Raw genomic sequence first — 14,696 nt, 5'->3', positions numbered from 1 at the left:
GGTGTTTTTTAGTAAGCTGCCTATGTGGTAGCTCTTGCTCTAATCAGAGTAAAGCGGGGAAATGAGTGAAACGCTGCTATGCTGTTTGCAACGTAGGCACAAGCCTATTCTTACTGTGTGTAATACTGTGTCATACGCACGGTACGTGAACTAGCGTTATGATGAACCGGATTCTTTCTCTGAAGCCCAGTAAGGGTGCTGCAAATCTTCAAACGCGGACATGGCAGCCACTGCGCCGTCGCTGACAGCAGTTACTATTTGGCGCACGCCGCCGTTCACATCACCAGCGGCATATATGCGGGGAACATTGGTTCGCATGGTTGTATCAACATGAATAGTTTTATCTGGATTGAGGGCAACACCAAGTTGTTCTGCCAGCTGTGAGTTAGGGTTCATACCGATAGCGATGAAAACGCCGTCGCATGGGTGCTCTGTCTGTTCTCCGGTTTCAGTATTGCGCAATGTAACACCTTGAACCGTTGTCTCTGTTCCGTATATTTTTTCGATAACCGTATTGTACATGACAGGAATCTGTTCCCGCTCAACGGCATCTTGCAGTGTTTTCTGGGCGCGCAGGGTGTCGCGCCTGTGGACGATCATTACATCAATATTGAGGTTTTTAAGATGCAGCGCATCCGTCAGCGCGCTGTTGCCGCCACCGACCATGAGTACGTGTTTGCCGCGGAACATATACCCATCGCATGAGGCACAGTGGGTTACTCCGGTTCCGAAATATTTTTTTTCTCCTTCTACTCCTAGTGGTCGCCACTCAGTTCCTGTTGCAAAAATTAATGCTTTACCCGAATACACCCGTTCGGCTGTCTGTACTTCAATGAAATCATTAATGCTGACATGTTGAATTGCCTGATTTTCACGTATGTTCGAGTATTCTCGTGTATGCGCGGTAAGAATTTCCACAAGCGCTATGCCACCTACGCTTTGAAAGCCGGGGTAGTTTTCGACTACGGGCGTTGTCATAACTTGACCGCCAATGACAGAGTTATCCAGCACCATTGAATCCAACCCTGACCGTTTTGCATAGATTGCCGCTGTAAGCCCTGCCGGTCCTGCTCCCAGAATGAGCAGGTCGTATATTTTTCCTTCCTCTTCCGGCTGCTCCTGTATCTGATCGCGCAATACCTCTTCCGCATCGCGTAGCATGAGCAGTTCAAGGCAGAAACGCTCTTGAGGCAGTAGTCCAACCCTATGATAAGACTGGTTAAAAGACGTATGAGGAACTGAGCCAACACCGTATTGTTTCGTCAGGTCTGGAAATTCATCGGAATCAATGCATTCTGCACGAATCAGCAAAGGGCGTTCGATTGCAGCCTGAACTGCATTCATAAACTGTGTTGGGCAATACGGGCAGCCCGGTGAAGAGAAAACGCGTACCTGTCGGTGTTCATGCAATTCTGCGAGAATTGTTTTTGATGTTTCAGAGAGGGAGCTTTTACCAAGAGAAAGGTGCAGGATAGTTTCGATGAAGGCTTTTCCTTCTTCGCCTAGGGGAGCGCCAGTGAAACGTATGTCATACTTTTCTGGATTGAAAAGCAAGCTTGGTGATAATTGGACGTCATGCTTTTGCGAAAATTCGTCACCAAGTTTGTGGGGTATGACAGATATCTTAGGAGAGAGACGTGACATATCCAGAGCAAATTGTAGTGTGAACCCGTTAAACATGTTTTCGGTATCAGAATCAGTCACAACGTGCAGTTCTATGGTGCGTTTGAGCTGCTTGAATAATTCAGAAAGGTTGTTTCGGGCTTCTTCTGGAATTAACCAGTGCTCGTCAGCGGTATTCGATGTCTCATGCGACGTAGAAGATGTGTTGGACTTGCTTGAAGATGCCATATGTTCTCCACAATCGGTTGTGTTCTCATGACGGTACTAGGGAATTGTCAGCATACCATGCTTGGAAAGTTCTGCAATACGAGGATAGAGTAAAAAATAGCCGCTGACCGGTGTGACATCTGGTATGCTAAAGGGCGAATCAAAGACACTTCAGTAGCGAATAGTATTGATAATCGACGCACTGAGCGGGGGGAGCACATGCATGATAAACCGATTTTAGTGACCGGAGCGACTGGGTACATAGGTGGAAGGCTTGTGCCGCTATTGTTGGCGCAAGGGCGCAAGGTTCGTGTTCTGGTGCGCTCAAAACGCAAGCTTGATAGTAGACCGTGGGCGGCACATGAGAATCTGGAAGTGATTGAAGGGGATATGGTTTCCGGCAAACGTACAATGGAAGCTGCTAGAGGATGTGGGGTCGCGTATTATCTCATTCATTCGATGAATCCTTCACATAAGGATTTTAGCGATGCTGATCGTAAGGCGGCGTACAATATGGTGCAGGCATGTAGAATTAACCGTGTGCAACGTATTATTTATCTTTCTGGTCTTGTTCCTGATGATCCCAACTTGAGTAAGCATCTTGCCTCCCGTGCTGAAGTTGCTCAAATTTTATCGCTTTCTGATGTTCCCGTGACAGTGTTGCGGGCAGCGCAAATTATCGGCGCGGGTAGTGCTTCATTTGAGCTTCTGCGGTATCTGGTAGATCGTTTGCCGATGATGGTGACTCCCCGCTGGGTGCATAGTAAATGTCAGCCAATAGCTGTATCCAATGTGCTTACATACTTAACGGGTGTGTTAGATGCACAGGAAACTGTTGGTGAAACATATGATATTGGCGGGCCGGATGTTGTAACGTATCGGGAGCTTTTTGAAATATATCGGAAGGAAGCAGGGCTGCGGAAACGTTTTATTATTCCGGTTCCAGTGTTAACCCCTCGTTTAAGTTCGCTATGGATTAATCTTGTCACCCCTGTGCCGACGAATCTCGCAAGACCTTTGGTTGAAGGGTTACGGAATAATGTTGTGTGTTCTGAGAACCGGATACGTGAAATTATTCCCCAGAGTTTGCTTACGGTACAAGAGTCTGTCGAACTTGCGTTAACGCGAGTCCGCCAGCGTACAGTCGATACATGCTGGACAGATGCCGGAGAGCCGGAAATTCCTGAATGGGTAACCTGCGGTGATAGCTCGTATGCAGGGGGAACTACATTGTATTCTGCCCATGCTGTTCATATTCGGGATACCGTGGAACAGGTGTGGAAAGTGGTTAAATCTGTCGGCGGTGAAACAGGATGGTATAAAGACGACTACTTGTGGCGGATACGAGGATTTATCGACAAAATAATCGGAGGTCCCGGACTCAGGCGCGGGCGGCGGAATCCTGAAGAATTGTTTATAGGTGATGCGCTGGATTTTTGGCGGGTATTAGATGTTCAGGAAAATAAGCGGCTACTACTTCTTGCGGAAATGAAGCTACCGGGCGAAGCGTTGCTCGAATTTACTTTATTCCCAGTAACAACGGGAACAGAACATGTGACAGAACTACGCATGGTTGCGTATTTTCATCCACGAGGCTTATGGGGTATGGCTTACTGGTACTCTCTTTGCCCCGTGCATATGGTTATTTTTAAGGGGATGTTAAAGGCAATAGCAAAAGCAGCAAAAGGTGATGTAGTTAAAGGGCCGTGGCGGATTCGGCATATTGCACTCCAGCGGTGCTCTCTTGATACGGTGCAGAAACTTACAGTTGCGGAAGCTATGAAACGCAATGGACATACCTAAGGCGTGTTGTTCATAAAGAATGTCAATTGACACTCACAGGGAGCACGCCGTACCATGCGGCGCTAATGTAAGGAGTAAACATGTCTAAAGAAGCACCTAACTTTGTTGTTCGCGGAATTTTCATCGGGGCATCTATCGGTGTCCTCGGGTATCTTATTGGTTTTCTGCCAAACCTTCCCCGTGCTATTGCATTAGGCATGGTTCCCGGCTTTGTTGCTGGTATTACCCTTGCCAGAGCGCATAAATTAAAAAAGAAAGATGGCGATTCTTCCAGTGAATAGCCTTACTACGTTATAAAAAAAAATTTTTGCAGAACTGCGACAGCCTCAGAAAACTTCTATTTTGTTTCCCAGCAGGTTGGGTGTCTAAGATAGGAAGTAGCTACTTGTATTTTCCGCTGCGACGGTTGAAAGCTGTTTTCCCATCCAATAGTACAAAAAAACGCCCTGTTACTTGGCTAGTAACAGGGCGTTTCGTTTAGGATTTCAAGTCAGTAACGACTTCTTGCAGCCTTTGTGTCATTTCTGCAAGTTCGTTAACTGCGGTAGCAGATTCGCGCATAGCTGAGGCTGTTTCCATTGCAATGCGGTTTATCTCTTCTGAACTGTTACTGATTTGTTCAGAGGTTGCAGACTGCTCTTCACTTGCTGAAGCAATTGATCTGACTTGGTCTGCGTTGGCAATAGCAACTTCAACAATTGCTTTGAGAGAATTGCCTGCTTCACCTGAAAGCCCTGTGGATTGCTCTACCACGCTGGCAGCATTTTGCATTTCTTCAATATTGTTGTGTGACGCAAGTTGAATTGCCTGAATAGCACCTTCAACCTCTTGCGTTGCCTGCATGGTTTTTTCTGCAAGTTTGCGGACTTCATCAGCAACAACTGCAAAACCGCGTCCTGCCTCGCCCGCACGGGCAGCTTCAATGGCTGCGTTAAGCGCAAGTAAGTTTGTCTGATCTGCAATATCAGTAATCACCGTCATGACGTTTCCGATGTCTTCAGCGCGTTCTCCGAGAGCACCTAAACTTTCGGTAAGTGATGCTGAGTGATTACTAATTTCCTCGATGGACGTTACAACAGACGAAACAACGCCTTGCCCCGTTTCTGCCTTGTGTCTGGTATCTTCAGCATGAGAAGCAGCGGTTGTTGCGTTGCGGGCAACTTCAAGCACGGTTGCGTTCATTTCTTCAATAGCTGTTGCTGTTTCAGCAGTGCGTTCCAGCTGCAATTCTGCACCACGGCTTGATTCGTCTACTTGTGCTGCTAATTCTGTAGCAGTTGTCGAAATATGGTTAACAATAGCTTCTAATTGTTCGGCAGCCTGAAGCATTCCCTGTCGTTTTGCCAGTTCAGCTTCGTGACGGGCTTTTTCTGCTTCTTGTACTGCCAGTTGTGCGCGTTGCGATTCTTGCTCCGCTTCAGCAGTTTTTTGCTCTGCTGTGGAGATCATTTCACGCAAGTTGACGGTCATTTTATTCAGTGCGTTTGCCAAAGCGCCCACTTCATCGTGGCGATTCAGCGCAAGTTCATTATCGAGATTTCCACGGGCAACATTTTCGGCAAATGCCACCCCCTTGCTTAGCGCGAGAATAATTTTATGTACAATGAAGAAGATAACAATACCAGCGACAAGGACAACGATACCCGCTGTAAGTATGTTGCTGTTACGAATGGCTTCAACCGATGAGAAAATGTCATCGATGTTTGTGCTGATACCAATAGTCCACCCTGTGTGCGGTTCGTGGGTGAATGAGACTATTTTGTCTACACCTTCGTAGTTGTACGTAATGGCGCCTGATTTTTGGGAGACCATTTTTTGTCCCCATGGATAATCAGTCAATCTTGTTTTCAGGATATGAGCATTGTTTGGGTGGGCGGCAAGGTAGCCGTCCCGCGCGATGAGGAAAGCGTAGCCAGTCTGTCCCATTTTGATAGGACGAATGTATTTTTCTGAAAATGACGACAGTTTGACGACACCGATAATCGCTCCGATGACTTCGGTATTTTCTTTGACAGGAACGGCAACAACAAAAATAGGCTCACCGCTAGCTCTACTTTTCAGTGCATCAGAAACAGCGGGAACACCTGTCATGACCTTTTTGAAGTAGTCACGGGAGCTAATGTCCAGTTTTCCCATTTGCTTTATGTCGGAATAAACGGTTGCGATACCGCTGGTATTGATAACCCCAACGGCTTCATAGAATGTGTATTCTTTGACGATGCTTTGACAGTAAGAAATTGCACGAATATGCGCTGATTGGTTGGCACTCTCTGTTATCAAATCTCTTTTAATGGAAATATCGCCTGCTGCAATGTTCAAGGCTAGCTGAATGTCTTCAACCCATCCGGTAATTTGGGTTTGGAGACCGTGAGCAATTTGTTCTGATTGCTCAAGCATGGATTCTTCTAAGATAGTTTCAGCTTGCTTGAATGATAAGAAAGAAGCAGTACCCATTCCAACTATGATAATGAGCAGTGTTGGCAAAAGAATCTGGGTTTTTAGATTGAATTTCATTGCATCCCCTCCTGCCGTGAGCAGTTTCGCATGGCAGCATTGATTGTAAATCGTTATTAACAATAATCTCGATTAAATTGCCCTTATAGTTATGAATATCGGATAAATTGACAAAAAAGTTATAGCTAGCGTGAAGTTTTAATTAATAAAGGTGACACTTGCTTTTGTTGAGCTGATGGTCATTAAAAAAGAGGCAGCCAGAAAGCTGCCCCTTATATTGTGATGGGATTATTTATTCGTCGATGCCAAACCGCCGTGCAATTTCTTGTGCGGCTTTTCTGCCGGCACCCATTGCGAGGATAACCGTTGCTGCACCGGTAACAATGTCACCGCCTGCATACACATCAGGAATGGATGTTTCGTTGGTTTCTTCATCGGCTTCAATGTAGCCCCATTTGTTCAGCTTTAGATCGGGTTCGTTTTCAAGCAGAACAGGGTTTGGTCGAGTACCGACAGCGATAACAGCAAGATCTGTTTCCAGTTCGTATGTTTCGCCTTCAATAGGAAGTGGACGACAACGACCTGATTCATCCGGCTCACCCATTTTCATTTTCTGTAATGTAACGGAAGCAAGGTTACCCTTTCCATCGCCTTTGAATTCTATCGGATTCGCGAGCACTTCAAGAATGACGCCTTCTTCTACAGCATGTTCGACTTCTTCAAGGCGAGCAGGCATGGCGTCCGCTGTTCGTCTGTAGACAATATGTACAGATTCAGCACCGAGGCGCTGGGCAGTTCTTGCGGCATCCATTGCCACGTTACCGCCACCGTACACAGTTACCTTGCGACCTTTAATGATCGGGGTGTCGTAGTTAGGGAAGTCGTATGCACGTCCCAAGTTGACACGGGTAAGATATTCGTTCGCGGAAAATACACCGCAAAGGTTCTCGCCCGGAATATTCAAGAAGCGTGGCAATCCTGCGCCTACGCCAATGAAGATAGCTTTGTAGCCTTGCTCTTTCAGATCTTCAATGGAGAAGGTTTTGCCACCGACATAGTTGGTGACAAATTCAACTTGCAGGTCTTTAAGAGCACCGACTTCTTTGGCAACAATATCTTCTTTTGGCAGACGGAATTCTGGAATACCGTATACAAGTACGCCACCTACTTCATGAAGTGCTTCAAAGATGGTTACTTTACAGCCACGGCTGGCAAGGTAGCCTGCCACAGTGAGGCTGGAAGGACCGGAGCCGATACAGGCGACTTTCTTTTCGTCATCAATGAAAGGACATTCCGGCTTCGCACTAATAAGATCACACGCATCCATGTGCATGTATTCGTCTGCTACAAAGCGTTCGAGGCGACCGATAGCAATCGGCTGTTTCTTTGCATTGAGAATACATGCGCCTTCACACTGAATTTCCTGCGGACAAACACGTCCACAAATAGCAGGAAGGCTGTTGGTGCTTTTAATGATAGAATATGCTTCTTCGATATTACCCTTAGCAACTTCGGCAATAAAATCTGCAATTGGAACCTGAACAGGGCAGCCCTGAACACATTTTGGTTTTTTACAGTTCAGGCAGCGGGCAGCTTCCTGCATTGCCATTTCTTTAGTGTAGCCTAGTGCTACTTCTTTAAAGTTGCGTGCGCGTTCTGCTGCCGGTTGGTTAGGCATAGGGACACGTGGGGCAATTTGTTTTTTTGTCTTTTTAGCTGTTGTCATTGCACTTGCACCTGCAGTGATGTTCGAAAGATTCTTTTTCGTGGCTGGAGAAAGCAGCCAGTCTCTGTCTCAATTCGCCGAAATCTACTTTGTGACCGTCAAATTCAGGACCATCAACGCAAGCAAATTTGGTTTCTCCACCAACGGTAACACGGCAAGCGCCGCACATACCTACGCCATCAACCATGATGGAGTTAAGGCTTACTGTAGTTGGAGTGCCGAATGGTTCGGTTGTTTTGGAAACAGCCGCCATCATTGGTACAGGACCAACTGCGACGACTTCGATAACAGAGTCATCTTTTTCAAGACGATCTTTCAATAAGTCAGTGACAAGACCATGATGACCATAGGAGCCATCATCGGTGGATATGAGAACTTCTGGACAGAATTCTTTGAGTTCGTCTTCAAACAGCAAGAGGTCTTTAGTACGGGCACCGATGATAGCAACAACGTGGTTGCCTGCTTCATGGTGACCCTTGGCGATGTGATGCATTGCCGCAATACCAGTACCGCCACCAACACAAATAACGGTGCCGCCAGTGTGCAGTTCGGTTGCTTTTCCGAGGGGACCGCAAAGGTCGAGGATTTCGTCACCTTCGTTAAGCTGCTCAAGCAAAGCTGTGGATTTGCCGAGCACCAGATATACAATGGTAATGGTACCGTTTTCAGTATCAGTGTCAGCAATAGTGAGCGGGATTCTTTCGCCCTTTTCGGTTACTCGTAAAATAACAAAGTTACCCGGTTGGGCTTTTGCCGCAATATGCGGTGCATCAATAACCAGCTTGCTGGTTTGTCCTGGAATTAACTGTTCTTTTTTAAGAATTTTATTAGCCATAATCGTACCTGTTCCGCCGTGAAAATACAGCGATAGCGGAAATGTTAGTGCGGTTGAAGCGCGTGTCAGCTTTAAAAAAAGCCGAATAGATTGCAGCCGATATCAGAACATATCGGAACCTGGAACAATAGTCGTCCGTTAGATGGCATCCATGAAGATGGCTGTGGCTAAAAATACGGTAAGCCCCCTGACAGGCTTGTCGTATTTTTATGTCGCAGCTGTGTGTTTTGAATAAGAAGGGGAAACCCCTGACACACAGAACTAACAACACGACGTGCAGCAAGATACGTTTCTCTTAACACGGCATTCATTGACTAGTGAAGCATTAACATGCAGCTCGCTTCTGTAAACGGTGTTAGCTTACAGGCAGGAGAGTTGTCTGTATTTTGCAAATGTAATCAAATGACATTTTTCCGTGGTTCCCGTGTTAACTACCATATAATTTGCAAAATGTTGTAGTTAAAAAAGGGATATAGAAAATTTTCCGCAGTCCTTGCTGTTTGTTGATTCAAGGACTGCGGAAAAAGAGGTAGCAGGTATTCGGTGGAAAACCAATATACTGTAGAGTAATTATAATTCGTAATTAGGCTTTGCGTATAATTCGTTACCGTGGGCGTCATTTACGACAAGCAACGGGAAATTGCTAACAGTAAGTTTGCGGATTGCTTCTGGTCCCAGATCATCAAATGCAATTACTTCGGCTTCGTCAATACACTGTGACAACAGTGCTCCTGCGCCGCCAGTAGCGCCAAAGTACACACCTGTATGCTCTTTCAGGGCTTCGCATACTTCCGCACTGCGTTTTCCCTTGCCGATGGTTGCTTTTACACCAAGGCTGTGGAGCCGCGGGGCATAGGTATCCATCCGGTAGCTTGTTGTTGGACCGGCTGAACCGATAGGGCGACCTTCCGGTGCAGGGCTAGGACCTACATAATAGATGACAGCACCTTTCAATTCAAAAGGAAGCTTTTCACCGTTATCTAGCATGTCGCATAATCGCTTATGCGCTGCATCTCGTGCAGTGTATATCGTGCCAGTCAGCTTTACTACGTCGCCAGCTCGTAATTTTTCAACATCATTATCACATAACGGGGAAGTCAGATGATAGACAGCCATTAGATTTCGACCTCCTTGATACGTGAAGAGTGACACTGCACATTTACAGCAAGCGGTAGACTTGCGATATGGCAAGGGCGCATCTCAATTTTGACACCAAGGCTTGTTGTTTTGCCGCCAAGCCCCATTGGACCGATACCAAGCTTATTGATCTCGGTAAGCAACTCTTCTTCCATTGCTGCAATTTGCGGGTCGGGGTTCGGCTTGCTGAGTGGGCGGAAGAGCGCTTTTTTTGCCAGTGCCGGGGCAAGGTCAAATGTGCCGCCGATGCCCACGCCGACGATGGTAGGTGGGCATGGGTTAGGACCTGCTTCTGCCATACGGCGCACAACAAATTCTTTAATCCCTTCCCAGCCTTGAGCAGGGGTAAGCATGGTGCAGCGGGACATGTTTTCAGAACCGCCGCCTTTTGCCATGTGCTTAACAGTAACTTTGTCACCGGAGACGATATCAACATGCACAACAGCTGGTGAATTATCCTTCGTGTTAGCTCTGGTGAGCGGATGACAGAGGGATTTTCGCAAAAGTCCCTTTTCGTATCCTTCGACCATTGCGTTATTGATAATTTCCGGCAGGTTGCCTTCTACGTGAACCTGATCTCCAAGTTCAACAAAAAAGACTCCTACCCCTGTGTCCTGACACAGAGGAAGTCCAGAGCTTGCAGCAAGCTCTGCATTTTCCAGCAACTGACCGAGTATTTCGCGGGCAGAATCGGAGTTTTCGTTTGCTCTGGCTTCAGCTATTGCCTGCTTCACATCGTCAGGCAGGTATCGCGCAGCAGTAAGAACAAGTTCCACTACGGCATTATGGATAGTTTCAGCTTTGATGACTCTCATGGCAGCATCCTTTATGTGCGAGCTTTTCTCGCAACGCTTTTGGCAAAATTCCTTTTACAGAATGCAGAGCTAACATGCGGCGCATGATGCCGAGTTGATCCTGTAAAGGGATATGTTTAGGGCAGACATCCTCGCAGGCGAGTAACCCCATGCAGCCGAACACCCCTTGGTCATTGCCGATTACTTCGTAATAGTTTTCCACGTTCCGTTCGTCACGCGGGTCTAGATAGAAGCGTGCAACACGGGCTATTGCGGCAGCACCAAGGAAATCGGAACGCATGCGGGCTGTACCGCATGCAGCAATGCAGCAGCCGCATTCGATACATCTGTCCAATTCGAAAATTTCGTTCGCAAGAGAGTTTTCCATCCGTGCTTCCTCTTGCGACGGATCAAACGTGGTATCATCGTTATGCACCCACGCTTCAATGCGTGTTCCTGCATCACGGAACCACACGCCAGTATCTACTGAAAGGTCGCCAATCAGTTTAAATACCGGCAGTGGATGTAAGACAATGTGCTCCGGCAAGTCTTTTGTCTGCGTATGGCAGGCAAGACCGGGGCGTCCATTGATAACCATACCGCAGGAACCGCAGATTCCAGCCCGACAGCAGAAATCGAACTGCAATGTGGGATCATGTTGATCGCGAATACTATTCAACGCGATAAACAGGGTCATGGAATCATATTCGTCAATGTAAAATGACTGCATATGCGGAACAGAATTCGGATCAAGCGGATTGTACCGAAATACTTCAATATGGAGACGACGGGACATAGTATCCTCCCTTACTTTGTATCGTTCGTAAAAGTGGAACTTTCTGACGTGGTATTCTCTGGAACGCGCAATTTGTCTGACGGAATATCGGCATGGATTATTTTGCCACCGCCGTAGCCGCGTTCGCCAGGAGGAATTTCAAAGTAAGGTGAAGCATCTTCATAGTGGAGTGTCGGCAGGGAATCGCCTTCTTTCCAGTACGCTAAGGTACGGTTGAGCCATTCCTTATCGTTACGTTCAGGGTGATCTTCACGGGTGTGTGCACCGCGTGATTCAGTGCGTTTAAGCGCACCGAATGCAGTACATTGCGCCAGCTTAATCATGCCGGGCATACGTAATGCCAACGATATTTCTGGATTGAATCCGGCTGTTGACCCTTGCAGCCCGATGTTTTGGGAACGTGCGTATAACTCTTCCAGTTTATCCACTGCGGTTTGCAGGTCTTTACCATTACGAAAGATTCCTACGTAGTCCATCATTATATCTTGCATTTCATTACGCAGAGTAATGGCACTTTCGTTTCCAGAATTTTTCTCAAGGTGTTTGATGCGTCCTTGTACTTTCAAATGAGCATCGCGCAGAGCATCCTGCTTAAAATCAGCAGCATATCCTTTCAGAAATTCGACGACTTTTTTCCCTACGTAGCGTCCTGCGACAACCGTTTCTGCAAGAGAGTTTCCGCCCAGTCTATTGAAGCCGTGCATATCCCAGCATGCAGCTTCTCCTGCGGAAAATAACCCTTTTAACCCGTAGACAGCACCGTTTTTATCTGTGCGCACACCGCCCATAGAGTAGTGCTGGGTAGGGCGAACGGGAATCAGTCCGGTAATGGGATCGACACCGAGGAAGCTTGTGCAGATATCGTATACTTCACGCAATTTGGTTGTGATATGTTTTTCGCCAAGATGCCGGATATCAAGCCATAAGTGCTCGCCGTATGGAGATGGTACTCCGTGTCCTTTTGCCATGTGTTCCTGCATCCGGCGCGAAACAACATCGCGTGAAGCCAGTTCTGCTTTTTCCGGTTCGTAGTCAGGCATAAAACGGTATTCATTTACGTCCAGCAACGTTCCACCATCGCCACGGCAGCCTTCTGTTACCAAAATATCTGTCGGAACGGTTCCAGTCGGGTGGAATTGGATTGCTTCCATGTTGCCCAGTGGAACAATGCCTGTATCGAGCGCGGCAATTTGTCCGCCGCCGTCGCAGATAACGGCATTTGTGGTGGCTTTGTAGATGCGCCCGTATCCGCCTGTGGCAATAAGTGTAGCTGTTGCATAATACGCCATAAGTTCACCTGTGCGAAGACAGCGAACAATAGCGCCGATGCAGTTTTCTCCGTCGTGGATAAGTGCTTCTGCCTGAGTTCGGTCATGAATAGCTACGTCATACCGCAGGCACATGGAGTCGAGCGTATTCAGTACAGAACGACCAGTACCGTCTGCTGTGTAGCAGGTGCGCCATTTGGCTGTGCCGCCGAATGCACGGGCATGAATGAGACCATGTTTTTCTTCGCTTTCGACTGCTTCAAATGGCTTGCCGCCTTTGTAGTATGTTGCGGGTCCTTGTTCAACGCGGTTCCAAGGAACACCCCAGTGCGCGACTTCACGCATAACAATTGGCGCGGTGTCCGCAAAAATTCGTGCTACCTCTTGATCGCATCCCCAGTCTGAGCCTTTTACCGTATCTGCAAAGTGAATATCCGGAGAATCTCCCTCACCCATAACGCAGTTCCCCAGTGCTGCCTGCATTCCCCCCTGTGCTGCGGAAGAATGAGAGCGCCGAGGTGGCACAATGGAAAGGCACGTTGCATTGAATCCGGCTTTTGCTGCTTCAACAGCCACGCGCTCTCCTGCAAGTCCGGCTCCTATACACAACAAATCAGTATGAAAAATTTGCATGAGTCTGTTCCTTCTAGATTACATGGCTGTAAAAAGTGGAAGATACATAAAGCGAACAAGTGTGATGAGCCCGATAATAATAAAGCCGCCTGTCAAAGCGTATTCCTTACGTTTGTACCATGCGCGGTTTTCCGCAGTAATGATGCCGTATTTTACGCCAATGCGATAAAAGCCGATGCCGACATGTATTTCTGCAATAGGGAGAAGGATAAGATAGAAAGGAAGCCAGCCGCCGTGTTGAATACGGGCTGCACTTTTTATTGCTGTGATAGGTAGATCAGTCAGTACTACCCACATGTGTACGCCAGCCATGATGAGAATGATAAGTGCTGTGCCTACCTGTGCAAGCCACATCCAAGTGTCGCGGTGTTTCATCATAACACTGTGTTTGATGAACGCTTCGGATTCAGAAGATTTCCAAGGCATTTTGCGTGCTGCGAGTAAGAAGTGGGTAAAAATAAGCAACCCGATCATGGGACCGCCTATCTGTGCCATGTAGGTAACTTCTAGAAACCACGCAATGGCATTCATCACTCCGGGACCTATAATAACACTGGAAACAAGGAGCATGTGAGTCCATAAAAAAAGGATAAGCAGCACGCCGGAAAGCATCTGAAGAACATCCAGACGACCTTGTGCCTTGCTTTTTGCGGGAGCGTGCAGAGTAATGGTGCTAGAGTTCATTATTCGTCCTCCATACAAGTCCTTAAAAAGTTATTAGTAGTGGAATAATAGGCAAAATAAAAAAACAAATCCACACGATACAGTAATTATATTACTATATTATGTGGATAAACAAACTTTGTGCAACTGAACGCGCATGCTGTGCTGAAAAAAATGAAGAAACTGTAGCGAAGTATAATAAATGAGAGCGGGTTGGGTAAATAAACAGGTGCTAGTTTAGCTGGTAACTGTAACGCTCTATATTGCGGGGGTGTTGTCTAGTGGCCTTGTAGAGGGAGATTGCAAGGCTGTATAGTATGCGCTGGAAGTAGGGGGATTCCCGAATCTTTTGGAGGTAACTATTCTTTTTTATAATAGATACGCGGTATACTGCAATGGACAAATATTCCGGTGCAGGCGTTACTATACCGCATTGATCTATGAGGTATAAAAAATGCGTAGCAGGCGCAGCTGGACGAGGTTTACGCAGAAGATATGGGTTACTGCGAAGGTATTTTTCTTAACGCGAAGAAGCCATGGTGTATCGAGTAAAGAAGCTGCAATTTCATCCAAAAGATTCGGGAAAACCGAAGGGCAATACGAGGGGCAGCTCGTATTTGTCCCGTCCTAGAATAAGTTGACGGGTAATAAGGTTATCTAGATGGCTGTAGGACGAATGTCTTGCAGCCATTTTTGATGTACGTATCCAGGCGTCTTCATCTGTAAGCTCAGGTGAGGACGTTCTGTATTATATATG

At 47.0% G+C, this 14,696-nt stretch carries 11 protein-coding genes; 2 read left to right on the top strand and 9 right to left on the bottom strand.

What is annotated here, in order from left to right; translation table 11 throughout:
- Window positions 1-156: 156 nt before the first annotated feature.
- Complete coding sequence (locus tag N4A56_RS13545; protein ID WP_295548109.1) at window positions 157-1,851, bottom strand: FAD-dependent oxidoreductase; 1,695 nt, start codon at window positions 1,849-1,851, stop codon at window positions 157-159.
- 198 nt (window positions 1,852-2,049) lie between these two features.
- Here N4A56_RS13545 and N4A56_RS13540 point away from each other — a divergent pair, with 198 nt between their 5' ends.
- Both N4A56_RS13540 and N4A56_RS13535 read left to right on the top strand, forming a co-directional pair.
- The gene (locus N4A56_RS13540) at window positions 2,050-3,633 is read left to right on the top strand and encodes an SDR family oxidoreductase (RefSeq protein WP_295548107.1); all 1,584 of its coding nucleotides are present in this window, start codon (window positions 2,050-2,052) and stop codon (window positions 3,631-3,633) included.
- A gap of 80 nt (window positions 3,634-3,713) precedes the next feature.
- Complete coding sequence (locus N4A56_RS13535) at window positions 3,714-3,914, top strand: hypothetical protein (RefSeq protein WP_295548104.1); 201 nt, start codon at window positions 3,714-3,716, stop codon at window positions 3,912-3,914.
- A 196-nt stretch (window positions 3,915-4,110) separates the two neighbouring features.
- Here N4A56_RS13535 and N4A56_RS13530 read toward each other — a convergent pair whose 3' ends face one another.
- The 8 genes from N4A56_RS13530 to N4A56_RS13495 all read right to left on the bottom strand — a co-directional run bounded on the left by N4A56_RS13530 (window position 4,111) and on the right by N4A56_RS13495 (window position 13,960).
- Window positions 4,111-6,147, bottom strand: a complete 2,037-nt coding sequence (locus tag N4A56_RS13530; protein WP_295548102.1) for a methyl-accepting chemotaxis protein — start codon at window positions 6,145-6,147, stop codon at window positions 4,111-4,113.
- A 232-nt stretch (window positions 6,148-6,379) separates the two neighbouring features.
- Entirely contained in the window at window positions 6,380-7,813 is a 1,434-nt protein-coding gene (gltA, locus tag N4A56_RS13525) for an NADPH-dependent glutamate synthase (protein WP_295548100.1), read from the bottom strand.
- Window positions 7,800-8,648 carry a sulfide/dihydroorotate dehydrogenase-like FAD/NAD-binding protein gene (locus N4A56_RS13520; RefSeq protein ID WP_293668617.1) on the bottom strand — a complete coding sequence of 283 codons (849 nt, stop codon included), beginning with the start codon at window positions 8,646-8,648 and terminating at the stop codon, window positions 7,800-7,802. Before N4A56_RS13520 ends, gltA begins: the two co-directional genes overlap by 14 nt.
- A 570-nt stretch (window positions 8,649-9,218) precedes the next feature.
- Window positions 9,219-9,764, bottom strand: coding sequence for a Fe-S-containing hydro-lyase (locus tag N4A56_RS13515; RefSeq protein WP_295548096.1), 546 nt, complete (start codon window positions 9,762-9,764; stop codon window positions 9,219-9,221).
- Window positions 9,764-10,600: a fumarate hydratase gene (locus N4A56_RS13510; protein WP_295548093.1), complete on the bottom strand. Its 837-nt coding sequence runs from the start codon at window positions 10,598-10,600 to the stop codon at window positions 9,764-9,766. Before N4A56_RS13510 ends, N4A56_RS13515 begins: the two co-directional genes overlap by 1 nt.
- Window positions 10,581-11,375 carry a fumarate reductase iron-sulfur subunit gene (locus N4A56_RS13505; RefSeq protein WP_295548090.1) on the bottom strand — a complete coding sequence of 265 codons (795 nt, stop codon included), beginning with the start codon at window positions 11,373-11,375 and terminating at the stop codon, window positions 10,581-10,583. Before N4A56_RS13505 ends, N4A56_RS13510 begins: the two co-directional genes overlap by 20 nt.
- An 11-nt stretch (window positions 11,376-11,386) precedes the next feature.
- Window positions 11,387-13,276 (bottom strand): fumarate reductase flavoprotein subunit, encoded by a 1,890-nt coding sequence (locus N4A56_RS13500; protein ID WP_295548088.1) that lies wholly within the window; start codon window positions 13,274-13,276, stop codon window positions 11,387-11,389.
- Window positions 13,277-13,294: 18 nt separating this feature from the next.
- Window positions 13,295-13,960, bottom strand: a complete 666-nt coding sequence (locus tag N4A56_RS13495) for a succinate dehydrogenase/fumarate reductase cytochrome b subunit (RefSeq protein ID WP_293670221.1) — start codon at window positions 13,958-13,960, stop codon at window positions 13,295-13,297.
- Window positions 13,961-14,696: the final 736 nt, after the last annotated feature.

This window comes from Halodesulfovibrio sp. (assembly GCF_025210605.1).
Taxonomy (GTDB): Bacteria; Desulfobacterota; Desulfovibrionia; order Desulfovibrionales; family Desulfovibrionaceae; genus Halodesulfovibrio.
The sequence above is the reverse complement of the archived record's forward strand: the minus strand, read 5'-3'. Positions and strand labels throughout refer to the sequence as shown.